The following is a 23419-nucleotide window of genomic DNA, read 5'->3' on the forward strand; positions in this document are numbered from 1 at the left end:
GGTACCTCGGCGGCTCAGATGGTGTTGGACGAAGGGGCGGACTTGCGGCGGCGCGCCAGGAACGCGCCCATGCCCAGGCCGATCAGCGCGAGGCTGCCCGGCTCCGGCACTTCGGCCAGTGCGAGGTTGTCGATGGCGAACTGGGCCTGGTAGATCGACGGATCGGAAATGTCCGGCGCCACGGTGCAGCCGCCGTTACCGTCGAACAGGCAGGCGCGGATCGTCAGGCCCGTCAGCTCAGCGTAGCCGAAGCCCGCCGGCAGCGTGGCCGAGTCGAACAGGGGATCGCCGTTGCTGTCGGTGCCCGGGAAGTTGAGCGACCAGCCAACCGTGCCGCCGTTCGCGAGGGTGCCGGTCAGTTGCAGCTGGCCGTACGAGAAGTTCGCCAGGCCGCCGAACGGGGCGACGAAACCGAAATCGAGGCTGCGCAGGCTGAACCGGCCGCCGTCGTCCTTCTTGATGGTGACGCCGCCGTCGTTCAGGCCCAGGTAGGAATGGCTCGTGTTGTTGGTCGGGCAGCCGCCCAGCCAGCAGCTGGTCGGGTCCATGCCGTTGAGGAGCAGGCCGACGACGCCGCTCGTGCCGCCGTGGTTGTCGACCGCCTGCAGGGTGTAGCCGGCCTCGCCGACGGTGTCGCCGTCGACATAAATACCGTCGGGGCTCAGGGATTCGAAGTTCACCACGGCAGCGGTGGCGGTTGCCGAGCCCAGCAGCGCGAGCGCGGTGGCTACGCCGAGGACCAGTTTGTTCAGCCCGGGTTGGGCACGGGATACGCAAGAAGTCGGATTGGTTGTCATGTCTCTCGCCTTGAAATGGAAGCACCGATGGGTATCGGACCTACGTGTTTTTTTACCAACAGCACGACTTTTCAATGTAGCAAGAAAACAATATTTATTCGAAAAAAAATATCCGAATTAACTATTGTGCTGATCTCTTGATATTGAACAAAATTTGGATTTCCCTATGAAAACAGCCATACCGAAACGCAAGAAATTGTCGTTTTTTAATTACAAGTCGCTACAAATACAAAAATTGCTAGACGGACATCATTGCGTGTGCTAATCCTTTGCAAATATATCCTCATGGAAATATGACAAGGTTTGAACGCGTCGGTGCAGACACTTTGCCAAGAACCGTTTCAGTCCTTGCAAATGTTCATGCTTGATTGAAAACTTGGGTACAAAAGGATGACGCCATTTGGTTGCTCACAGGCCACAAACGTTCGCTGGAGACACTCTGACAGAGTATGATTACGCTTCCCCGCAGCAGACTCGAGAGACCTATCCAGGATGAATGTTCCCGCGCACACCGATGCTTTGTTCCGCCAGGCCGAACGTGGCGTGCTGCCGCTCGGTGAACTGTTCCAGGGTGCGCAGACGCTGGTCGAGCTGGGGTTGCAGCAGGAAGCCATCCGGTTATACGAATCCTGGATCGCGCACACGGCCTCCCCGGCCGCGTACGCCGCCTGCTTCAACCTCGCCGTCGCGCGCGGCAATGTGGGGGACGATGCGGGCGCCGCCCGCGATTACCTGAAGGCGATCGAACTCGCCCCCGGCTTCGTCGAGGCGCGCCTGAATCTCGGCACGCTGTACGAACGCATGAACCGGCCCGACGACGCGCTGGCCGCATGGCAGGGCATCCTCGCCGACATCCCGGACCTGGCCGCGAAGCCGGCACTGCACGTGCAGGCCCTGAACAACCTGGGCCGCCTGTGCGAAATCCGCAAGCGCCTGCCGGAAGCGCTGGACTATCTCACGCGCAGCCTGGAACTCGACCCGGACCAGCCCAAGGTCATCACGCACTGGGTACACCTGCGCCAGAAGCTGTGCGTGTGGCCCATCTACGCGGCCTTTGCGGGCGTCACGGTGGAAGAACAGCGCCGCCACACGTCGGCGCTCGCGATGCTGGGCGCGTCGCCCGATCCGGCCGAGCAACTGGCCGCGTCGCTCAACTTCGTCGAGCGCAAGGTGCACGCGGCGCCCGAGCAACTGGCGCCGGCCGGGGGCTATGCCCACAAGCGCATCCGCATCGGCTATCTGTCGTCCGACCTGTGCTCGCATGCGGTGTCGATCCTGACGGCCGAACTGTACGAACTGCACGACCGTTCCCGCGTCGAGGTCTACGCGTTTTCCTGGAGCCGCGAAGACAATTCGCCGCTGCGCGCCCGCGTGGTCGGCGCGATGGACCACTATATCCGCATCGACCGCATGACGGACGAGGAAGCGGCGCGCTGTATCCGCTCGCACGAGATCGACATCCTCGTCGACCTGCACGGCCTCACCTTGGGCGCGCGCGCCGACATCCTCGGCTGGCGTCCCGCCCCCGTGCAACTGACGTGGCTGGGCTTTCCCGGCCCGACGGCGGTGCCCGGCATCGACTACGTGGTGGCCGACGACTTCGTGTTCCCTTTCGCACTGGAGCCGCACTTCACGGAACGGCCGCTGCGCATGCCGCACACGTTCCAGATCAACGACCGCCGCCGTGCCATCGGTCCCACGTCCACGCGCGCGGCGAACGGCCTGCCGGACGGCGCGTTCGTGTTCTGCTCCTTCAACAGCAATTTCAAGATCACGCCCGAAGTGTTCGACAGCTGGATGCGCATCCTGAAGCAGGTGCCGGACAGCGTGCTGTGGATGGTGGCCGACAGCGACGCCACCCGCGCCAACCTCGTGCGCGAGGCCGAGGCGCGCGGCGTGCAAGGCAGCCGCCTGCTGTTCGCGGGACGCGTGGCGCCGGCCGATTACCTGGCCCGCTTCCGCCTGGCCGACCTGTTCCTCGACACGAACCCGTTCAACGGCGGCACCACCGCCAGCGACGCCCTGTGGGCCGGCCTCCCCGTGCTGACGTGGGCCGGCCAGACCTTCTGCTCGCGCATGGCGGGCAGCCTGCTGCGCGCGGTGGGCCTGCCGGAACTCGTCACGCACGCGCTGGAAGACTACGAGGCGCTCGCCATCGCCCTCGGCAACGACCGCCCGCGCATGGACGCGCTGCGCGCGCGCCTCGCGGCCAACCGCGACGCGAGCCCCCTGTTCGACACGCCGCGCTTCGTGCGCGACTACGAAGACCTGCTGGCCACCGTCGTCCGGCGTCCGGCAGGCGTCGAACCGGTCGACGAGCCGACGGTCGCCCGCATGCAGGAAGTACCGCCGCCCGCGCAACTGACGCTGCAGCAGGAGAGCATGCTGTCGCTGCTGCGTCCCGGCATGCACAGCATCGTCGAAGTGGGCGGCGCGACACTCGCGCAAGGCTGGCGCTCGCGCGCACCGCTGTCGCATTACACGGCCGTCGGTGCCCCCGCCGGATGGAGCACCGCCGCCATCGAGCGCGACGCCGAACAACTGACGGACGCCGACTGGCAGCAACTGGCCGCGGCCCAGTGCTGGCTGTTTCCGGAAACGCTGGAACGCCTGCGCGACCCGTGGGCGTTCCTCGCGCGCCTGCGCCGCCAGGCACTTGGTCCCGTGGAGCTGGTCGCGTGCGTCAACAACGGCCAGCACTGGCTCGGACAGGCGCTGCGCGCCGCGGGCAACATGCCGGACCGGCGCAACCTGCACCTGTTCACGCGCGCGTCGCTCGCGGCGCTGCTGGCCGAAAACGGCTTCACGCTCGTCGCCATGACGACCGTGAACGCACAGCAGCCGCCGCAAGTCGTGCTGGACGCGATCCGCGCCCTGGCCGCTGCCAGCGGCGCCGATCCCGAGCTGGCCGTGCAGGATGCCCTGCCCTATCAATACCTGGTGCGCGCCATCGCCGCCTGACTCACCGGAACAACCGGAAAACATGGACAACGCCATCGCCAACATCCCCGTCGTCACGGTCTCGTACAACTCGCCGGACCTGATCGAAGCCCTGCTGCGCACGTTCCGCCAGTTCTATCCGAACAAGGTGTACGTGATCGACGGCTCGCGTCCCGAGATCGCCGAACAGATCGCGCCCGTGACGGCGCGCTTCCCGAACGTCGAATTCATCCCGTTCGGCTACAACATCCACCACGGCCCCGGCATGACGTGGGCGATCGAGAACCTGCCGCTGTCCGGCCAGGTGCTGTTCCTCGACTCGGACGTGGAGATCAAGCGCGCCGGCTTCCTCGAGTCGCTGCACTCGCACCTCCAGCCCGGCATGTGGGGCGTGGGCGGCATCCAGCAGGTCAACGAGCAGGGCTACGACCGTCCGGACGACGGCGAGGTCGCGTACCTGCACCCGGCCTGCATGCTCGTCGACATCGACGTCGTGCGCCGCTGGCCCCTGCCGATCAAGCACGGCGCGCCCCTGATCACGACCATGCTCGCCATCCACCGTGCCGGCCGCCATGACCTGATCGGCCACGTGGACTGGGTCAAGGACGATTTTCATTCGCCCGACGCGATCCACTTCATCAGGCATCCGTGGCAGGGCACCGTCAAGCGCACGGGCGGCTATCACTACGACCTGCCGTCGGCCGGCAGCGAAGTCAATGCCTACCTGCTGCACTTCATGCCGGAAGATGCGCAGCGCGTCGTCGACGTCGGCTGCGGCGACGGCACGTTCGCCAAGGCCTACCGCGCCCGCTTCCCGATCGTGCGCTACACCGGCATCGAGAAGGACGCGAAGCTGGCCGACCTGGCGCGCCCGCATTGCGACTACGTGTTCAACGCCGACGTCGAAACGGCCGACTGGCGCCTCGGCGCACACACGGCCGGCGCCGACTGCTGGGTGCTGGGCGACGTGCTCTCCCAGGTGCGCGACCCGGCCGCCCTGCTGGCCATGGTGCGGCGCCAGATCGCGCCGGGCGGCAAGGTGGTCCTGTCGATCCGCAACAGCCAGCACTGGAGCGTGTTCGCGCGCCTCGCGCTGGGCGACCTGCACTACCGCGCCGACACGCCGGTGGCGCCGGGCGACCTGCACCTCTTTACGCGCGCGACGATCCTGGACCTGCTGCGCGCCGCCGGTTTCAATTTCATCGGCGGCTCGCCGGTGGTACGCGACGAGCCGGGACGCGACGCCTTCCTGCCCGCCATCCGCGCGCTGGCCCAGGCGGGCAACACCGACGGCGAACTGGCCGTGCAGGATGCCCAGGCCTGGCAATTCGTGATCGTGGCGCAAGCCACCTGACGGGAGATCCCCATGCACTACCCCAAAGTCAGCATCGTCATCCCGTCGTACAAGGCCGAGCACTTCGAGCAATGCCTGCGCTCGGCCATCGGCCAGACGTATCCGAACACCGAGATCGTCGTCAGCGACAACTGCAAAACGGAAGCCATCCGCGACATCTGCGCGCGCTTCCCCGGCGTCATCTACCAGCGCAACAGCGCCATCCGCGAAGCGAACGTGCTGGCCGCGTTTTATTCGGGCAAAGGCGAGTTGATCAAGCCCCTGTTCGACGACGACATCCTGCATCCGTTCTGCATCGAGCGCATGGTCGCCGCGCTGCAGGACCGGCCGGACGTACAACTCGTGTTCTCCGCCAGCCAGGTGATCGACGCCGCCAACCGCCGCGTCGAGACGCGCCGTCCGTACGAAGCCACCGGCAGCATGACGGGCCGCGACATGCAGCGCGACATGACGCTCGGCATGCGCAACTTCGTCGGCGAGTTCTCGACCATCCTGTGCCGGCGCGACACGCTGTGGAACATCGGTCCGAAGGCGCTGTTCGCCGTGGGCCCGCACGACTGCACGCACGGCCTGGCCGACGTCGCGGCCTACATCAACCTGGCCGCGGGCGGTTCGGCGTTCTACATCGACGAGGAACTGAGCTACTTCCGGCGCGATCCGGTGCTGCAGTCGAACTCGAACCCGAACGCGAACCCGAACTTCGGCTACTGCTTCTCCGACTACATCGACCTGCTGTGGGCCGCCCATGCGCAGGGCGTGATCACGACGGCGGAACTTGCCGGCACGCGCGACCAGGTGCACGGCGTGTTCGAGACGCTGCGCGGCGTGTTCGCGCAGATCCCGCCCGCGTACGAACGCTACCTCGCTTACCTCGCCAACCTGAAGGATTGATCATCATGGCCATGATGGAACAGTGCCGCCTCATCGACCTGCCGAAACACCACGACCCGCGCGGCAACCTGTCGGTGGTCGAGGGCGGCATCCACATCCCGTTCGACATCGAGCGCGTGTACTACCTGTACGACGTGCCGGGCGGCTCGGCGCGCGCGGGCCACGGCCACGTCGAGCTGCAGCAGCTGATGATCGCGATGTCCGGCAGCTTCGACGTCATCGTCGACGACGGCTACGAACGCAAGAAATTCCACCTGAACCGCTCGTACTACGGCCTGTACATCCCGAAGATGATGTGGCGCGAAGTGGAGAACTTTTCGTCCGGCGGCGTGTGCCTCGTGATGGCCTCGACCAAGTTCGACAAGGCGGACTACTACTACGACTACGACGAGTTCGCCGCGATGGTGCGCCGTCACGATTCCGAGAAAGCCAATCCATGAGCATCCCGTTCCTCGACCTGAAGGCCATCAACCTGGCCCATGCCGCCGACCTGCAGGCCGCGTTTTCGCGCGTGCTGGAATCCGGCTGGTACATCCTGGGCAAGGAAGTCGAACAGTTCGAGCAGCGCTTCGCCGCCTATTGCGAAGCGAAGCACGGCATCGGCGTGGCCAACGGCCTCGATGCCATCATGCTGGCGCTGAAGGGCTACGGCATCCAGGCCGGCGACGAAGTCATCGTCCCGTCGAACACGTTCATCGCCACGTGGCTGGCCGTGAGCCAGTGCGGCGCGACGCCCGTGCCGGTGGAACCCGTCGAGGCGACGTTCAACCTCGACCCGGCCCTGGTGGAAGCCGCGATCACGCCGCGGACGCGCGCGATCGTCGCCGTGCACCTGTACGGCCAGCCGGCCGACATGGGCCCGCTGCGCGCGCTGGCGGACAAGCACGGCCTGAAGCTCATCGAGGACGCCGCGCAGGCCCACGGCGCGCGTTACAAGGGCCGGCGCACGGGCAGCCTCGGTCACGCGGCCGCGTTCAGCTTTTATCCCGGCAAGAACCTGGGCGCCCTGGGCGACGGCGGCGGCATCGTCACGGACGACGACGCGCTTGACACCATCGTGCGCACCTACCGCAATTACGGTTCGCAAAAGAAATACCACAACCTCGTGCAAGGCTTTAACTCGCGCCTGGACGAGCTGCAGGCCGCGTTCCTGTCCGTCAAACTGGCCGCGCTGGATGCCGACAATGCCGCGCGCCGCGCCGTTGCCGCGCAATACGACCGCCTGCTGGCCGGCATCGAGGGGTTGAGCCTGCCGCACGTGCCCGAGTGGGCCGAGCCGGTGTGGCACCTGTATGTCGTGCGCCATGAGAAGCGCGACGCGCTGGCCGCGAAGCTGGCCGAATCGGGCATCGGCACGATCGTCCACTACCCCATCGCGCCGCACCTGCAGCAGGCGTACGCGGAACTGGGCTACAAGGAAGGCGACTTCCCCATCGCCGAGGCGATCCACCGCGAGGTGCTGAGCCTGCCGATGGGTCCGGGCCTGACATCCGCCCAGGTCGAACAGGTGGCCGCCGCCGTGCGCGCGGCCGTTGCTTCGCTCTAAAGGACCACCATGGCGAAAATCCATCCGCTGGCCGACGTGCACGCGACGCAAATCGGCCCGACCACGACGGTCTGGCAATTCTGCGTCGTGCTCAAGGACGCCGTCATCGGCGACAACTGCAACATCAACGCGCACTGCCTGGTCGAGAACGACGTCGTCATCGGCGACAACGTCACCGTGAAATGCGGCGTGTACCTGTGGGACGGCCTGCGCGTGGGCGACAACGTGTTCATCGGCCCCAACGCCACGTTCACGAACGACCGCTATCCCCGTTCCAAGCAATACCCCGACAGTTTTCCGCAGACCATCGTCGAACACCACGCGTCGATCGGCGCCGGCGCCGTGATCCTGCCGGGCGTGACGATCGGCCACCACGCCATGGTCGGCGCGGGCGCCGTCGTCACGCGCGACGTGCCGCCTCATGCGCTCGTCCTGGGCAACCCGGCACGGGTCGTGCGCATGCTCGACGGCGACACCCCGGCGGAGCAGGCGCAACCATGACGCCATCGGCGCCGGGTGCGGGCTACAATCCGCCTCAGCGATGACAGAAACCACTTTCACGCACACATCGATACCATGAAAGCAGTAATCCTTGCCGGCGGCCTCGGCACCCGACTCAGCGAAGAAACGACGATCAAGCCGAAGCCCATGGTCGAGATCGGCGGCAAGCCGATCCTGTGGCACATCATGAAGCAGTACTCGGCCTACGGGATCAACGAGTTCGTCATCTGCTGCGGCTACAAGGGCTATGTGATCAAGGAATTTTTTGCCAACTATTTCCTGCACACATCTGACGTCACCTTCGACCTGCAGAACAATTCGATGGAAGTGCACCAGCGCTTCGCCGAACCGTGGAAGGTGACCCTGGTCGACACGGGCGACACCAGCATGACGGGCGGCCGCCTGAAGCGCGTGCGCCGCTTCGTCGAAGGCGACGAGGCGTTCTGTTTCACCTACGGCGACGGCGTGGCCGACATCGACATCGGCGCCTCGCTGGCTTTCCACAAGGCACACGGCCTGCTCGGCACGATGACGGCCGTGCAGCCGCCGGGCCGCTTCGGCGCCATCGACTTCGAAGGCGAGCGCGTGACGGCGTTCCGCGAAAAACCGCAGGGCGACGGCGCGTGGATCAACGGCGGCTATTTCGTGCTGTCGCCGAAGGTCATCGACTACATCGACGGCGACACGACCGTGTGGGAAAAGGAACCGATGGAACGCCTCGCGGACGAATGCCAGCTCTCGGCCTTCCGCCACACGGGCTTCTGGCACCCGATGGACACGCTGCGCGACAAGGTGTTGCTGGAAGAACTTTGGCAAACGGGCAAGGCGCCCTGGAAAGTCTGGAAATGAATCCATCCTTCTGGCGCGGCAAGCGCGTCTTCCTGAGCGGCCACACGGGCTTCAAGGGAAGCTGGCTGAGCCTGTGGCTGCAGCAGCTGGGCGCCGACGTGACCGGTTTCGCGCTGGCGCCGCCCAGCAGCCCGAGCCTGTTCGACGCGGCCGGCGTGGCGCACGGCATGCGCTCGCTGCAGGGCGACATCCGCGACCCCGCCGCGCTGCGCCAGGCGCTCACCGAGGCGCGCCCGGACATCGTGATCCACATGGCGGCGCAGGCGCTCGTGCGCCATTCGTACGCCGATCCGGTCGAGACCTATTCGACCAACGTGATGGGCCTCGTGCACCTGTTCGAAGCCGTGCGCGCGACACAAGGCGTGCGCGCCGTCGTCAACGTCACGAGCGACAAGTGCTACGAAAACCGCGAGTGGGTATGGGGCTATCGCGAGGATGAGGCCATGGGTGGTTACGATCCTTACAGCAACAGCAAAGGGTGCGCGGAACTCGTCACGAGCGCCTACCGCTCGTCGTTCTTCAACCCGGCCGACCACGCGCGCCACGGCGTCGCGCTCGGCTCGGGCCGCGCGGGCAACGTGATCGGCGGCGGCGACTGGGCGCAGGACCGCCTGATTCCGGATATGATGCGTGCAATCGCGTCCGGCCAGCCCGTGCGCATCCGCAGCCCGCACGCGATCCGGCCATGGCAGCACGTGCTGGAGCCGCTGTCGGGCTACCTGACGCTGGCCGAACATTTGTATGAACAGGGCCCGGCCTTCGCCGAAGGCTTCAATTTCGGCCCGCACGACACCGACGCGCGGCCGGTCGAATGGATCGTCGAGCGCCTGTGCGCCGCGTGGGGTGATGGCGCCGCGTGGGAACTCGACGGCGCGCCGCAGCCGCACGAAGCGACGTACCTGAAGCTCGACTGCGCCAAGGCGCGCGCGCGCCTGCACTGGCAGCCGCGCTGGACGCTGGCCGAGACGCTGGTCCGCATCGTCGACTGGCACAAGGCCCATGCGGCCGGCGCCGCCATGCGCGACTTCACGCTGGCGCAGATCGCCTCCTACCAGAATACGCAACCCGATAAGGTCTAATGATGAGCGAAGCACAAACCAAAGAACAACTGCGCGAGCAGATCATCCAGCTGGTCGGCCAGTACGGCGCCCTGGCGAGCCAGCCGCGTCCGTTCGAGCCCGGCACGACCGTGATCCCGGCCGCCGGCAAGGTCGTGGGCGCGCCCGAGATGGAAATGATGGTGCATGCCTCGCTCGACGCCTGGCTGACCACCGGCCGTTTCAACGACCAGTTCGAAGCAAAGCTGGCCAAGCTGATCGGCGTGCAGCACCTGATCACCGTGAACTCGGGCTCGTCCGCCAACCTCGTCGCCTTCATGACGCTGACCTCGCCCAAGCTGGGCCCGCGCGCGATCCAGCAGGGCGACGAAGTGATCGGCGTGGCCGCCGGCTTCCCGACGACGGTCAATCCGATCATCCAGTTCGGCGCCGTCCCCGTGTTCGTGGACGTCGAACTGGGCACGTACAACATCGACGTGACGAAGCTGGAAGCGGCAATCGGCCCGAAGACCAAGGCCATCATGCTGGCGCACACGCTCGGCAACCCGTACAACCTGGACGTCATCACGGCGCTGTGCAAGAAGTACAACCTGTGGCTCATCGAGGATTGCTGCGACGCGCTCGGTTCGACCTACCGCGGCAAGATGGTCGGCACGTTCGGCGACATCGGCACGATGTCGTTCTACCCGGCCCACCACATCACGATGGGCGAAGGCGGCGCCGTGTTCACCAACAACCCGGAACTGAAGCTGATCGCCGAATCGTTCCGCGACTGGGGCCGCGACTGCTACTGCCCACCGGGCAAGGACAATACCTGCGGCCGCCGCTTCTGCTGGAAGCTGGGCACGCTGCCGGAAGGCTACGATCACAAGTACACGTACACCCACCTGGGCTACAACCTCAAGATCACGGACATGCAGGCCGCCTGCGGCCTCGCGCAGATCGACCGCGTGGGCGACTTCGTCCAGGCGCGCAAGGACAACTTCGCGTACCTGAAGGAACGCCTGCAGTCGTGCGCGGAATTCCTGATCCTGCCGGAAGCGACCGAAGGCTCCGATCCGTCCTGGTTCGGCTTCCCGATGACCCTGAAGCCGGAAGCGAATGCGTCGCGCGTCGACCTGCTGACCTACCTGGACCAGTACAAGATCGGCACGCGCCTGCTGTTCGCCGGCAACCTGACGCGCCAGCCGTACATGATCGGCCGTAACTACCGCGTGTCGGGCGACCTGACGAACACCGACCGCGTGATGAACGACACGTTCTGGATCGGCGTGTTCCCGGGCCTGACCCGCGAGATGCTGGACTTCGTGATCGAGAAAATCGAAGCATTCTTTGGCGTGAATTTCTGATGCAACAACAAGACACCATCAAGGGCGCGGACGCCATCGCCGCGACCCTCGAACAGCTGGGCATCCGCCACGCCTTCGGCATCATCGGCGCGGGCAACGTCCACCTGTTCGAAGCGATCACGCGGCGCGGCTACACCGAGATCGTGTGCGTGCACCACGAGCAGGCCGCCACGATGGCGGTGCAGACGTATTACCGCACCCACGGCCGCCTGGCCGCCGCGCTGCTGACGACGGGCGCCGGCTCGACCAACGGCGTGACGGGCACCGTCTCGGCGTGGGCCGATTCGATCCCGTGCCTGTGCATCGCCGGCAACGAGAACAGCCGCTACACGTTCCCGGACAATCCGCTGCGCATGTGGGGCGTGCAGGGCTACGACTCGTGCCAGATGGTCGAGCGCGTGACCAAGTACGCGCACCGCGTGATGGCGATCGACCAGGTTGCACTGGAGCTGCAGAAGGCCGCGCACATCGCGCTGGACGGCCGCCCGGGCCCCACGTGGATCGAGATCCCGATGGACATCCAGTCCGCGCGCGTCAATCCGGCCGCGCTGGCGCAGTTCGAGGCGCCGGCTGCCGCCGAATGGATCGACGCCGCCGTCTCCGCCCAGATCGACAGCGTGCTGGACGCGCTGCGCCAGGCCGAGCGCCCGGTCCTGTGGCTCGGCAACGGCATCCGCCTGGCGGGCGCCGAGCGCCTGATCGCGCCGCTGCTGGAAGCGACCGGCGCCGCCGCGCTGGTGTCGTGGGCCGGCATCGACATGATCGACTCAAGCCACCCGCAGGTGTTCGGCCGCGCGGGCGTGTACGGCCAGCGTGCGGCCAACTTCATCCTGCAGAACAGCGACTATGTGCTGGCGATCGGCACGCGCCTCGCGATCCCGCAGATCGGCTACGACCTGAACGAACTGGCGCGCCTGGCCCGCATCGACGTCGTCGACATCGACGCGGACGAAGTGGTCAAGCATGCGCGCCGCACGCGCGAGAACGTGCGTTGCGACGCGCGCGCCTTCATGGACGCCCTGCTGGCGCGCCTGCAGCCGGCGCCGGTGGCCGCGAAGAGCGACTGGCTGGCCCGCTGCCGCGCCTACGAGGAGCAATTCCCGTGGGTCGGCGAGGAACATGCCGACGCGCCGGGCTGGATGAATTCGTACCGCTTCATGGAGCGCCTGAACCGCTTCTTCAAGCCGGACCAGGTCGTCGTCACCGACATGGGCACGGCGCTGCTGTCCGGCCACCAGGTGCTGCGCTTCAAGGAAGGCCAGCGCCTGATGACGTCGACGGGCCTGGGCGAGATGGGCTACGGCCTGCCGGCTGCCCTGGGCGTGTCGTTCGCGCGCGACCGCGGCGAAGTGATGTGCCTGAACTGCGACGGCGGCATGATGATGAACCTGCAGGAGCTGCAGACGATGGTCCACCACCAGCTGCCGATCAAGCTGTTCATCTTCAACAACGACGGCTACCTGATGATCAAGCACACGCAGAAGTCGCTGTTCAAGAACAGCGACTTCGTCGGCACGAACCGCGCCTCCGGCGTGTCGTGCCCGGACTTCTCGAAGGTGGCCGCCGGCTTCGGCATCCCTTCGTACCAGATCCGCCACTGGGACGAGTGCGACGCGACGCTGGAGGCCGTGCAGGCCGCCACGGGTCCGGTGATCTGCGAAGTGTTCATGCATCCGGAGCAGCTGTTCTCGCCGAAGCTGGGCGTGGTGGCGCGCGCGGACGGCACGCTCGTGTCGCCGCCGCTGGAAGACCTGTCGCCGCTGCTGCCGCGCGACGTGCTGGACGCGGCCATGATCGGCGGCATGCACGAGAAGTCGAAGTCGCTCTGACATGGAACGCATCGCCATCCTCGGTGCCAGCAGCCGGATCGCACAGGACCTGGTCCTGTCGTTCGCGCATGCCGGCCACCGAGGGATCCTGCTGTACGGCCGCGATCCGGCCGCCCTGCGCGGCTGGCAGGAGGCGCACGGGCTGTCCTACCCCGTCGCGGACTACGGCGCCTACGGCCAGGAACCGCACGACGCCGTGCTGAACTTCGTCGGCGTGGGCGATCCGCGCCGCGCCGCGCAGATGGGCGGAGCCATCCTCGGCGTGACGCAGGAATTCGACGATCTCGCCTTGCGCGGCCTGCGCGCGCACCCGCAGCGCCGCTACGTGTTTCTCTCGAGCGGCGCCGCGTACGGCAGCGGCTTCGAAGAACCGGCCGGCCCGGACACCCGCACGGCGTTCGCGCCCAACGCGTTGCAGCCGCAGGACTGGTATGCCATCGCCAAGCTGCACGCGGAATGCAAGCACCGCGCGCTGCCGGACCTGGCGATCACGGACCTGCGGGTCTTCAATTATGTCAGCCGCCACCAGGACCTGGAGGCGCGCTTCTTCATCACCGACATCCTGCGCGCGATCCAGGCGCAGGACGTGCTGAAGACGTCGCCCGGCACGATGGTGCGCGACTACCTGCACCCGGACGATTTTTACCAACTGGTGACGCGCGTGCTGGCCGCGCCGCCGGCCAACGGCGCGCTCGATTGCTACAGCGCCGCGCCGGTGGACAAGGCCGCGCTGCTGGACGCGATGGCCGCGCGCTACGGCCTGCGCTACGAAGTCGCCGCGGCCCCGGCGGGCGTGAACGCCACCGGCGCCAAGCCCCATTACTACTCGCTCGACCGGCGCGCGGCCGGCCTGGGCTACGCACCGGCGCACACGTCGCTGGACGGCATCCGCATCGAAGCGGACGCCATCCTGGGCGGGCCCGCACATGACAGACTGTGAGTACCACGAGATGACCGACAAACTCAAGATAGCCATCATCGGATCGGGCAACATCGGCACCGACCTCCTGATCAAGGTGATGCGCTCGCCGCACCTGACCTGCACCCTGTTCGCCGGCCGTAACTTCAACTCGGCCGGCATGAAGCGCGCCAGTCAGCTGGGCGTCCCCATCTCGGACCGCGGCATCGAAGCCATCGTCGCCGATCCGTCGATCTGCGACGTGGTGTTCGACTGCACGTCGGCCCAGGCCCACATCGGCCACTGGGCCAAGCTGGACGAACTGGGCAAGACCGTGATCGACATGACCCCGGCCAAGCTGGGCGAATTCTGCATCCCGGCCATCAACGCCCAGGACTGCCTGCTGACGGGGAACTGCAACATCAACATGATCACCTGCGGCGGCCAGTCGTCGATCCCGATCGCGGCCGCCATCGGCGGCGTGCACGAGAACATCGAGTACATCGAAGTCGCGTCCAGCATCGCGTCGCGCTCGGCCGGTCCGGCCACGCGCGCCAACCTGGACGAATACATCGAGACGACCGAGGACGCGCTGCAGCGCTTTTCCGGCGCGCGCCACACCAAGGCGATCCTGATCCTGAACCCGGCCAACCCGCCGATCGACATGCAGACGACGATCTACGCCAAGATCGCGGAACCGGACCTGCCCGCGATCCAGGCCGCCGTGGCGGACATGGTCGAAAAACTGAAAAGCTATGTGCCGGGCTACCAGCTGATCGTGCCGCCGACCGTCGAAGGCGGCCGCATCGTCACCACCATCAAGGTGATGGGCGCGGGCGACTACCTGCCGCAGTACGCCGGCAACCTGGACATCATCAACTGCGCCGCCATCGCGATGGCGGAAAAGATCGCCGTCGCCCGCGAGAGCGGCGCCGGCACCCCTTCTGAGGAACGCAAGCATGGCTAAGAAGATCCTGATCACCGACCCGACGCTGCGCGACGGGAACCACGCGGTGCGCCACCAGTTGAGCCGCGACGCCTTCATCGCCTATTGCAAGGCGGCCGAGGCGGCGCGCGTGCCCATCGTCGAAGTCGGCCACGGCAACGGCCTGGGCGCGTCGTCGATGCTGGTCGGCGAATGCAGCCTCACCGACGAGGACATCCTGAAAATCTCGCGCGAGCACCTGCACGAGTCGCGCATGAGCATCCACGTCATTCCCGGCTTCTGCACGATCAAGCGCGACCTGACGCGCGCCGTGGAGCTGGGCGTGGACGTGTTCCGCATCGGCACCCACTGCACGGAAGCCGACATCAGCGACCGCCACATCAACTTCGTGCGCCAGGCCGGCAAGGAAGCGTGGGGCATCCTGATGATGAGCCACATGGCCACGCCCGCCGTGCTGCTGGAAGAAGCGAAGAAGATGGAATCGTACGGCGCGGAAGCGATCGTCATCATGGACTCGGCCGGCGCCTACCTCCCGGACGACGTCACGGAACGCATCGGGACGCTCGCCGACGGCCTGGCGATTCCCGTCGGCTTCCACGGCCATAACAACCTGGGCATGGCCGTCATCAACTCGGTGGCCGCCGTGAACGCGGGCGCCACGATCATCGACGGCTCGATCCGCGGCTTCGGCGCCGGCGCCGGCAACACCCAGCTCGAAGTGCTGGTGGCCGTGTTCGAGCGCCTCGGCTTCGAGACCGGCATCGACCTGTATAAAATCCTCGACGCGGCCGACATCGCGGAGAAGACGTTCAACCCGGTGGCGCCGTCGATCTCGCCGCTGTCGATCGTCTCCGGCCTCGCCGGCGTATTCTCCGGCTTCGCCAAGCCGGTGGCGCGCGCCGCGGCCGACTACGGCGTCGATGCGCGCGACATCTTCTTCGGTCTCGGCAAGCGCAACGCCGTCGCGGGCCAGGAAAGCCTGATCATCGAAGTCGCGCGCGACCTCGCCGAGAAAAAAGCCGCCGCCGCGAAAGGATAAGCCATGCAAGAATCCCGCTTTGCCGAGATCCGCCAGGACGCCCTCGCCGCCTGCGCCGGCCAGCCCGACGTACGCGCCGCGCTGGCGCGCCAGCACATCGCCGTCACGGGCGGTACCGGTTTCCTCGGCACCTGGATCGCCGAACTGGTGGCCGCCCTCAACGACGAATACCGCCTCGGCATCACGCTCGACCTGTACGCGCGCAACCCCGACGAATGGCTGCAGCGCTACCCGCACCTCGCGGCGCGCCTGGACGTCCGCGTCCGTGCGCAGGACGTGCGCTCGTCGTTCGAGTTCGCGAAGAACACGAGCTACGTGATCCACGCGGCCGGCATCCCGAACAACCGCGTGCACTCGTCCGATCCGCTGCGCGTGTTCCAGACGACGGTGGCCGGCGTCACCAACGCGCTCGACGCGGCGCGCCAGCTGGACGGCCTGCTGCGCTTCGTGAACGTCAGCTCCTGCCTCGTCGCCGGCGCGCCGCAGCGCCCCGGCCCGCTGGCGGAAAACGACGTGTACCCGCTCGCGGCCGGCCAGCCGCACACGGTCTATGCGGAAGCCAAGCGCGCCGCCGAGACCGCGGCCGCGATCTATCGCAGCCAGTACCGCCTGCCCGTGTCGACCGTGCGGCCGTTCACCCTGACGGGCGCCTACCAGCAGCTGGACCGCCCGTGGGCCATCAATAACTTCCTGCGCGATACGCTGACGAGCGGCGAGATCCGCATCCACGGCGACGGCAGCGCGCGCCGCAGCTACCTGTACGGCGCCGACGCCGCATGGTGGACCCTCGTCGCGCTGATCAAGGGCCAGGACGGCGAAGCCTACAACCTGGGCAGCGCCACGGCCGTCACGCACAACGACCTCGTGCGCCTGATCGGCGAACGCGCCGTCAACCGCCCGCGCGTGGCGCACAACACGGCCCCGCAGCGCCAGCAGCACGTGGACGACCTGTTCCCCGACCTGGCCCTCACCGTACGCCGCCTGGGCGTGCAGGAGACCCTCACGCTGCCGCAGGTGGTCGACAAGACCTACCGCTGGTTCGCCACCCCGCACACCGCGTAACGCTCCGCCCACGACCGATGACGCCTCCCGCCAGCGCTTCCCCCCTCGTCAGCATCCTGCTGCCCACCCACAACCGGCCCGACTACGCCGAACTCGCACTGCAGAGCGCACTCGCACAGACCTACCCGAACTTCGAGGTGGTCGTGAGCGACAACAGCGACGACGAGCGCACGGCCGAGCGCTTCGCGCCGTACGTCGCGCGCTATCCGCAGCTGCGCTACCTGCGCATCCCCAGCTGCCCGGCGCTGGACAACTTCCAGAACTGCTACAGCCAGGCGCGCGGCGACTACGTCAACTTCCTGATGGACGACGACCTGTTCCACCCGCACAAGCTCGCCGTCATGATGCACGTGATGCTGACGCAGCCCGGCGTGGGCCTCGTCACGTCGTGCCGCCAGATCATCGACGGCAACGGCAACGCGATCAACGACGTGCCGGCCCACCTGGGCCGTGCGTTCGAGACGGACACGCGCATCCAGGGCCGCGCGCTCGGCATGCACCTGTGCACGGTGGGGAACATCGTCGGCGAACCGACGACGGCGCTGTACCGCAAGAGCGACGCCGGCCCGCAGTTCGGCATGTACATGGGGAACCAGTACATCGTCAGCTCCGACCTCGCCACGTGGCTGACGGTGCTGAGCAAGAAGGACGGCGTGTACCTGAAGGATGCGTACAGCTCCTTCCGCGTCCACGGCGGCCAGGACCAGCGCGCCACGCGCACGCAGATCGCCGGCCAGTTCGAAGGCCTGCAGATCCTGTCCGACGTGTGGGACCAGCGCTTCTTCTTCGAGTCGGCCCCGGGCCTGCGCGGCCTGCTGGGCACGCGCCTGGCCGAGATTACGTCCATCCTGCCCCGGCTGCCGGCCGCGCAGCTGCGCGACGCGGTCGACACGGAGCGCGCCGTCTCGCTGATCCGGCGCGCCACCGCGCTGATGCTGCAGCCGGAATAAGGACGCACGATGCATCCCGCCGATTACCTGTTCCCGCGCGAGCTCGAAGCCACGCCGACCGGACTGTCCAGGATCCTCGTCATCGGCTCTTGCCTGACCGAGCAATACCTGGACAACTTCCGCGTCGAGCGGCCCGACATCGCGTTCGACTACATCCCGTTCAACAACCTGATGGCGCTGCCGGACCTGGCGCCGGAGGCGGCATCAAGCTACCAGCTGCAGTACATCCAGATCCCGCTGCGCACGCTCGTCGGCGACAACCTGATCCGCGCCGTCGACTTCGCGCAGGCCGGCGGCTACGAAGCCCTGGCCTCGCAAGCGGCCGGCATGCTGGCGGCCGTGCTGGACGCCGTGCTGCGCTACCAGCGCGAACACGGCCTGCTGACGCTCGTGTCGAACTTCATCGTGCCGCAGGGTCCGACGGCCCCGGCGCTCGCGGAGCGCGGCACGGATACGGACCTGGCGCGCCTCGTGCGCTTTTTGAACCAGGCGCTGGAAGACCAGTTGCGCGACCGGCCGAACGCCTGGGTCGCCGATGTCGAAAGCATCGCGGCCACGTTCGGCAAGCGCTTCTTCCTCGACGACCCGGTGTCGTTCTCGTCGCACGGCGCGACCCTGAGCGCGGACGTGCACACGCTGGACAACGCGCCGTCGTGGGCCCTGCCGGCCAGCGGCCGCATCGAACTGCTGCCCGACGTCGGCTCGACGTATGCGCTGCAGACGTCCGTGTTCAGCGAACTGGTGCTGCGCCAGGTGGAATGGCTGTACCGCGTCGCGCGCCAGCTCGACACGGTCAAGATCGTGTTCTTCGACCTCGACAACACGCTGTGGCGCGGCCAGATCGCGGAACATTACGAGCACGGGCGCGAATGGCCGCCGTCGCACTTCTGGCCGGTCGGCATCTGGGATGCGATCCAGCACCTGCGCCGGCGCGGCATCGTCGTGTCGATCAGCTCCAAGAACGACGAGCACATCGTGCGCGAACGGTGGGAACGCGCCGTGCTGCCCTGGCTGCGCTACGACGATTTCGTGCTCCCCAAGATCAACTGGCAGCCGAAGTCGATGAACATTCGCGATACGCTGACCACGCTGTCGCTGACGGCGAAGAGCGCCGTGTTCGTGGACGACAACCCGGTCGAGCGCGACGAGGTGCGCAGCAACATCCCGGGCATCCGCGTGATCGGCAGCGACCCGTTCGTGACGCGCCGCATCCTGCTGTGGTCCGCCGAGACGCAGCGCCTTCAATTGGGCGCCGAGGCCGCGCAGCGCGAAGCGTCGTACCGCAACATCGTCGCGCGCGAAACGGAAAAGTCCACCCACAGCCGCGCCGATTTCCTCGCCGGGCTGGACGTGCGCATGCAGTTCGACACGATCGCGGACAGCGCGCACCCCGGCTTCGCCCGCGCGAGTGAGCTGATCAACAAGACGAACCAGTTCAACACGACGGGCGTGCGCTGGAGCGCAGCCGATTTCGCCGCATTCTTCCGCGACGGCGGCACGATCCACTCGTTCAGCGTGCAGGACAGGTTTTCGGATTACGGCCAGGTGGGCGCCGTGCTCGTGCAGCATGGCGTGATCAAGCAGTACACGATGAGCTGTCGGGTGCTGGGCATGGATGTGGAACTGGCGGCGCTGCACCACGTGGCCGACCTGCTGTTCGCAGCCGGTGCGGAACTGCTGCTGGGCGCGATCGTCGAGACGGAACTGAACACGCCCTGCCGCGACGTCTACCAGCGCGCGGGCTTCGTGCCGGTGCCGGAGCGTCCCGGCCTGTGGGTCCTGCGGCGCGACATGGCGAGAACGCCGATAACCCACGTGCGCATCGATTAAAAAAAAAGGGGGGACATCGCGTCCCCCTTTCGTTTCGATCACGGTTCCCGGATCGCCTCATCGAGCCCCTTCGTCAGGGGCCACAACAGATACGACAACACGGTCCGCTTGCCGACCACGATCTCCGCGGTCAGGGTCATGCCCGGCAGCAGGCGCGCGTGCGGGTCCATGTTCTTCAGCTTCCCGCCCCCGAGGTCGATGCGGCTGACGTAGTACGCGTCGGTGCCCGATTCCGTGGTCGCCGTGTCGCGCTTGAACGCATCCTCGGACAAGGTGCGCACCTTCGCTTCCAGCGTGCCGTGCTTCTGGAACGGGAACGCGTCGAGCTTGATGTGGGCGACATCGCCCGCCTTCACGTGGCCGACGTCGAGCGAATCGATCTGCACCTCGGCGTCCAGCGCGGTCCCCAGCGGCACCAGCGTGAACATCTTTTCGGCGGCCTGCGCGACGGAGCCCTGCGACAGCTTGGCGATGTCCTGCACCATGGCGTCGGCCGGTGCGGTCAGGATCACCTTGTCGCGGCGCAGCGTGCCCTTCTTGATCTGCTCGGCCGTCGCGTCGCGCTCGCGCGTGAGGTTCAGCATGTCTTCCATGATCTTCTGGCGCCAGCCGTTCACGAACGCACGCTTCTCCGCCTCCAGGCCGGCCAGCGTGCGCCGGATCTCCGGTTCCTGGTTCTTCGCCAGCGTGTAGTCGCGCTCGACTTCCATGCGCTTGTTGCGCGCGTCCAGCAGGTTGACCTTGGCGCCGAATTTCTGGTCGACGAGGCGTTCCTGCATCGTCTCCACCTCGCGCAGCGATTTCGTCCTGTCGCCCAGCACCTGCTGGTCGCGCACGTTCGTATCCAGCGAGGCGCGGGCCTTGGCGATGTTCTCGTCCAGGCGCGCCATCTGCGCGGCGAAGTTGGCGCGGCGCTCGCCGGCCAGCTTGTCCTGCAGTTGCGTGTCGGCCGAGGCCTTGCCCGTCTCGGCCGGCATGCCGCGGCCGGACAATTCGGCCTCGAGGCGTTTCACCTGCGTGTCCAGGCTGTCGAACTTCAGGCGCAACTGGGCCTGGTCGGCATCGGCGTCCGTCGGGTCCAGCGTCGCGAGGCGCTCGCCCTTCTTGACGACCTGGCCGATACGCACGTCGATCGTGCGGATGATCGACGTCTCGATCGGCTGCACGACGATGTTGGACAACGGGGTGGTAAGCCTGCCCTGTGCCTTCACGACCTCGTCGATCTCGGCGATGCTGGCCCAGCCGAGGAAGCACACGAGCATCGCCGCCAGCGCGTGCACGGTGATGCGGGCGTACGGCGGCAGCGGCCGGCGCTCGATCTCGTCGGCGTCCGGCAGGAACTCGATGTCGGTCGGATCGAGCGCGGTCACAGATGACTTGTTTGCTGGTTCCATAATTGAATGTAAGTAGAGCAGCGCGTCAGGAGTTCTTCGTGGCGGCCCGCATCCATCAGCTGGCCGCGCTGCATGACCAGGATCGAATCGGCGTTGACGAGCGTCGACAGGCGGTGCGACACCATGATCACGGTGCGGCCCACGGCGATGCGCGACAGGTTGTTGATGAAGATCGCTTCGCTTTCCGGGTCGAGCGCGCTCGCGGCTTCGTCCAGCACGAGGATGCGCGGCTTGGCCAGCAGTGCTCTAGCGATCGACAGGCGCTGCTTCTGGCCGCCGGACAGGTTCGACGCATTCTCTTCCAGCATCGTGTCGTAGCCCTGCGGCATGCGCTCGATGAATTCGTCGGCGCCGGCGGCGCGCGCCGCCTCGACGATGTCCTCGAAGCTGGCCTCGGGCATCGTCGCGGCGATATTCTCGCGCACGGTGCCGTGGAACAGGAAGTTCTCCTGCAGGACGACGCCGACCTGGCGGCGCAGGTGCGACAAATCGATCTCGCGGGCGTCATAGCCGTCGAAGCGGACGATGCCCTCCTGGATGCGGTACAGGCCGTGGATGACCTTCGTGATCGTCGTCTTGCCGGAGCCGCTGCGGCCCACGATGCCGATCACGCTGCCTTCCTTGATCTCGAAGCTGGCGCGGTCGAGCGCGTTGTTCTGTGCGCCCGGATAGCGGAACACGACGCCGTCGAACGTGATGTTGCCGCGCAGTTCGGGACGCAGGCCGCCGGTGCGGCCTTCCGGCGCGCGGTTCATGACCTCGCCCAGCATGCGGATCGACAGTGCCGTTTCCTGGTATTCGTTGACGAGGCCCACCAGGGCGATCAGCGGCCCGCTGACGCGGCCGGACAGCATCTGGAAGGCGATCAGGGCGCCGACGGACAGGGTCTGGTCGAAGACGTCCTGGGCGCCGATCACGATGATCACGACGGGCAGCAGCTTGCCGAGGAAGTCGGTGACGGCATTGCCCGTGATGGAGATCTGGCCCACGCGGAAGTGCTGGTTCAACGCATGCGCCGAGCGCTGGTCCCAGGCGCGGCGCTGCATCGGCTCGATGGCCAGCGCCTTCACCGTGCGCATGCCGTGGATCGTTTCCACCATCAGCGCCTGGCGCTGGCCTTCGGCCGTGTACAGATCGTTCAGGCGGCGCTGGAACGTGGGCACGAGCACCGCGACGATGCCGCTGATGAGCATCGTAAACAGCAGCACGATCATCGCCAGCTTGACGGAATAGCTGAACAGGATCGGCAGCAAGATGAACAGCGCGGTGAGGTCCAGCGCCGTGAAGAACATGCGGCCCGTGAGGAAGCCGCGGATCTTTTCCATCTGCTGCATGTGGCGCACGACCACGCCCGCGGACGTGGTCTCGAAATAATCGATGGGCAGCGACAGCAGGTGCGCGAACGTGCGCCGCGTGAGGCGGATGTCGATCTTGTTGGTGGCCCACAAGGTCAGTATCTGGCGCATGAAGCCGAACGTCGATTCGAACAGCAGCGCGATGCCGATGCCGGCCGCCAGCACCCACAACGTGGACACGCTGTGGTGCACGAGCACCTTGTCGATGACGAGCTGGAAGAAGATCGGCGACGCGAGGCCGAGGATGTTCATGGCCATCGCAGCGATGGCGATGTCGCGGAACGCGGCCTTCTGCAGCAGGATTTCGGGAATGAACCAGCGCAGGCCGAACGGCTGGCGCGTGTCGCCCAGCTTCGAGGTGCGCTTGAGGAACAGGACTTCGCCGCTCCACAGGGACTGGAACGCGGCCGGGTCGAGCATCTTGACGACGCCCAGGTCGCCGAGCGGATCGAGCACGGCGAACACGCCGCCGTCGTCCGCGCGGGCACCGACGACGATCATGCTGTTGCCGTCCTTCAGGCGCGCGAGCAGCGGGAACACGCCCTTCTGCCCCAGCAGCTTGTCGACCGTCAGCTGGCGCAGCTTGGCCTTCAGCCCGATGCTCGAAGCCATCCCCAGCAGCATGGACGACGAGGGCTCCTCCGCGTTCAACGCGTAGTCGTGGATCAGGCGTTCCGGATTCACTTGCAGGCCGTGATGCTGCGCGATGGCAGTCAGGCATTGCAAAGTTGTATGAGGGAATTTGTCGGCCATTAGGAAACTAATAGAAGCGAAGTGCGGCAGACCGAGAGATTACCTTGTTGTAGCCCAGAATTGTTGCTGAACAGCACT

General features: G+C 66.6%; 19 protein-coding genes. 16 read left to right on the forward strand and 3 right to left on the reverse strand.

Annotated features, from left to right (window positions below):
- Positions 1 to 14 precede the first annotated feature (14 nt).
- Positions 15 to 797 (reverse strand): NF038120 family PEP-CTERM protein, encoded by a 783-nt coding sequence (locus P0M04_RS05435; protein ID WP_259447936.1) that lies wholly within the window; start codon positions 795 to 797, stop codon positions 15 to 17.
- Between the two features lie 492 nt (positions 798 to 1289).
- Here P0M04_RS05435 and P0M04_RS05440 point away from each other — a divergent pair, with 492 nt between their 5' ends.
- From P0M04_RS05440 to P0M04_RS05515, 16 genes are all read left to right on the forward strand, one after another.
- Complete coding sequence (locus P0M04_RS05440; protein ID WP_259447937.1) at positions 1290 to 3758, forward strand: O-linked N-acetylglucosamine transferase family protein; 2469 nt, start codon at positions 1290 to 1292, stop codon at positions 3756 to 3758.
- 22 nt (positions 3759 to 3780) lie between these two features.
- Positions 3781 to 5091, forward strand: coding sequence for a bifunctional glycosyltransferase/class I SAM-dependent methyltransferase (locus P0M04_RS05445; RefSeq protein WP_259447938.1), 1311 nt, complete (start codon positions 3781 to 3783; stop codon positions 5089 to 5091).
- Between the two features lie 12 nt (positions 5092 to 5103).
- A complete protein-coding gene (locus P0M04_RS05450) occupies positions 5104 to 5982 on the forward strand; it encodes a glycosyltransferase family 2 protein (protein ID WP_259447939.1) in 879 nt (292 codons plus the stop codon).
- Between the two features lie 11 nt (positions 5983 to 5993).
- A complete protein-coding gene (locus P0M04_RS05455) occupies positions 5994 to 6422 on the forward strand; it encodes a sugar 3,4-ketoisomerase (RefSeq protein ID WP_371877265.1) in 429 nt (142 codons plus the stop codon).
- A complete protein-coding gene (locus P0M04_RS05460; protein WP_259447941.1) occupies positions 6419 to 7528 on the forward strand; it encodes a DegT/DnrJ/EryC1/StrS family aminotransferase in 1110 nt (369 codons plus the stop codon). The genes P0M04_RS05455 and P0M04_RS05460 overlap by 4 nt, the downstream gene beginning before the upstream one ends.
- Before the next feature lie 9 nt (positions 7529 to 7537).
- Positions 7538 to 8029 (forward strand): acyltransferase, encoded by a 492-nt coding sequence (locus P0M04_RS05465; RefSeq protein ID WP_259447942.1) that lies wholly within the window; start codon positions 7538 to 7540, stop codon positions 8027 to 8029.
- 75 nt (positions 8030 to 8104) lie between these two features.
- The gene (gene rfbF, locus P0M04_RS05470) at positions 8105 to 8878 is read left to right on the forward strand and encodes a glucose-1-phosphate cytidylyltransferase (protein ID WP_259447943.1); all 774 of its coding nucleotides are present in this window, start codon (positions 8105 to 8107) and stop codon (positions 8876 to 8878) included.
- A complete protein-coding gene (gene rfbG, locus P0M04_RS05475) occupies positions 8875 to 9957 on the forward strand; it encodes a CDP-glucose 4,6-dehydratase (protein ID WP_259447944.1) in 1083 nt (360 codons plus the stop codon). The genes rfbF and rfbG overlap by 4 nt, the downstream gene beginning before the upstream one ends.
- 2 nt (positions 9958 to 9959) lie before the next feature.
- The gene (gene rfbH / locus P0M04_RS05480; RefSeq protein WP_259447945.1) at positions 9960 to 11285 is read left to right on the forward strand and encodes a lipopolysaccharide biosynthesis protein RfbH; all 1326 of its coding nucleotides are present in this window, start codon (positions 9960 to 9962) and stop codon (positions 11283 to 11285) included.
- A complete protein-coding gene (locus P0M04_RS05485) occupies positions 11285 to 13114 on the forward strand; it encodes a thiamine pyrophosphate-binding protein (protein WP_259447946.1) in 1830 nt (609 codons plus the stop codon). Before rfbH ends, P0M04_RS05485 begins: the two co-directional genes overlap by 1 nt.
- A gap of 1 nt (position 13115) precedes the next feature.
- A complete protein-coding gene (locus P0M04_RS05490; RefSeq protein ID WP_259447947.1) occupies positions 13116 to 14054 on the forward strand; it encodes an NAD-dependent epimerase/dehydratase family protein in 939 nt (312 codons plus the stop codon).
- Between the two features lie 10 nt (positions 14055 to 14064).
- Complete coding sequence (locus tag P0M04_RS05495) at positions 14065 to 14979, forward strand: acetaldehyde dehydrogenase (acetylating) (protein ID WP_259447948.1); 915 nt, start codon at positions 14065 to 14067, stop codon at positions 14977 to 14979.
- The gene (gene dmpG / locus P0M04_RS05500; RefSeq protein ID WP_259447949.1) at positions 14972 to 15997 is read left to right on the forward strand and encodes a 4-hydroxy-2-oxovalerate aldolase; all 1026 of its coding nucleotides are present in this window, start codon (positions 14972 to 14974) and stop codon (positions 15995 to 15997) included. Before P0M04_RS05495 ends, dmpG begins: the two co-directional genes overlap by 8 nt.
- Before the next feature lie 3 nt (positions 15998 to 16000).
- Entirely contained in the window at positions 16001 to 17059 is a 1059-nt protein-coding gene (locus tag P0M04_RS05505) for an NAD-dependent epimerase/dehydratase family protein (protein ID WP_259447950.1), read from the forward strand.
- A gap of 17 nt (positions 17060 to 17076) precedes the next feature.
- Positions 17077 to 18009, forward strand: coding sequence for a glycosyltransferase family 2 protein (locus P0M04_RS05510; RefSeq protein ID WP_259447951.1), 933 nt, complete (start codon positions 17077 to 17079; stop codon positions 18007 to 18009).
- Positions 18010 to 18018: 9 nt separating this feature from the next.
- The gene (locus P0M04_RS05515) at positions 18019 to 19839 is read left to right on the forward strand and encodes an HAD-IIIC family phosphatase (RefSeq protein WP_259447952.1); all 1821 of its coding nucleotides are present in this window, start codon (positions 18019 to 18021) and stop codon (positions 19837 to 19839) included.
- A gap of 38 nt (positions 19840 to 19877) precedes the next feature.
- On the opposite strand, the gene P0M04_RS05520 is transcribed toward P0M04_RS05515, so the two are convergent.
- Positions 19878 to 21209: an HlyD family type I secretion periplasmic adaptor subunit gene (locus P0M04_RS05520; protein ID WP_259447953.1), complete on the reverse strand. Its 1332-nt coding sequence runs from the start codon at positions 21207 to 21209 to the stop codon at positions 19878 to 19880.
- On the reverse strand, positions 21206 to 23314 hold the full coding sequence (locus P0M04_RS05525; RefSeq protein WP_259447954.1) for a peptidase domain-containing ABC transporter: 2109 nt from the start codon (positions 23312 to 23314) through the stop codon (positions 21206 to 21208). Before P0M04_RS05525 ends, P0M04_RS05520 begins: the two co-directional genes overlap by 4 nt.
- Between the last annotated feature and the right edge of the window lie 105 nt (positions 23315 to 23419).

The sequence above is a fragment of the Telluria mixta genome (genome assembly GCF_029223865.1).
Taxonomy (GTDB): Bacteria; Pseudomonadota; Gammaproteobacteria; order Burkholderiales; family Burkholderiaceae_D; genus Telluria; species Telluria mixta.

Coding starts and splice junctions, on each gene's coding strand:
- P0M04_RS05435 (WP_259447936.1), bottom strand. CDS start 797: ATGACAACCAATCCGACTTCTTGCGTATCCCGTGCCCAACCCGGGCTG.
- P0M04_RS05440 (WP_259447937.1), top strand. CDS start 1,290: ATGAATGTTCCCGCGCACACCGATGCTTTGTTCCGCCAGGCCGAACGT.
- P0M04_RS05445 (WP_259447938.1), top strand. CDS start 3,781: ATGGACAACGCCATCGCCAACATCCCCGTCGTCACGGTCTCGTACAAC.
- P0M04_RS05450 (WP_259447939.1), top strand. CDS start 5,104: ATGCACTACCCCAAAGTCAGCATCGTCATCCCGTCGTACAAGGCCGAG.
- P0M04_RS05455 (WP_371877265.1), top strand. CDS start 5,994: ATGATGGAACAGTGCCGCCTCATCGACCTGCCGAAACACCACGACCCG.
- P0M04_RS05460 (WP_259447941.1), top strand. CDS start 6,419: ATGAGCATCCCGTTCCTCGACCTGAAGGCCATCAACCTGGCCCATGCC.
- P0M04_RS05465 (WP_259447942.1), top strand. CDS start 7,538: ATGGCGAAAATCCATCCGCTGGCCGACGTGCACGCGACGCAAATCGGC.
- rfbF (WP_259447943.1), top strand. CDS start 8,105: ATGAAAGCAGTAATCCTTGCCGGCGGCCTCGGCACCCGACTCAGCGAA.
- rfbG (WP_259447944.1), top strand. CDS start 8,875: ATGAATCCATCCTTCTGGCGCGGCAAGCGCGTCTTCCTGAGCGGCCAC.
- rfbH (WP_259447945.1), top strand. CDS start 9,960: ATGAGCGAAGCACAAACCAAAGAACAACTGCGCGAGCAGATCATCCAG.
- P0M04_RS05485 (WP_259447946.1), top strand. CDS start 11,285: ATGCAACAACAAGACACCATCAAGGGCGCGGACGCCATCGCCGCGACC.
- P0M04_RS05490 (WP_259447947.1), top strand. CDS start 13,116: ATGGAACGCATCGCCATCCTCGGTGCCAGCAGCCGGATCGCACAGGAC.
- P0M04_RS05495 (WP_259447948.1), top strand. CDS start 14,065: ATGACCGACAAACTCAAGATAGCCATCATCGGATCGGGCAACATCGGC.
- dmpG (WP_259447949.1), top strand. CDS start 14,972: ATGGCTAAGAAGATCCTGATCACCGACCCGACGCTGCGCGACGGGAAC.
- P0M04_RS05505 (WP_259447950.1), top strand. CDS start 16,001: ATGCAAGAATCCCGCTTTGCCGAGATCCGCCAGGACGCCCTCGCCGCC.
- P0M04_RS05510 (WP_259447951.1), top strand. CDS start 17,077: ATGACGCCTCCCGCCAGCGCTTCCCCCCTCGTCAGCATCCTGCTGCCC.
- P0M04_RS05515 (WP_259447952.1), top strand. CDS start 18,019: ATGCATCCCGCCGATTACCTGTTCCCGCGCGAGCTCGAAGCCACGCCG.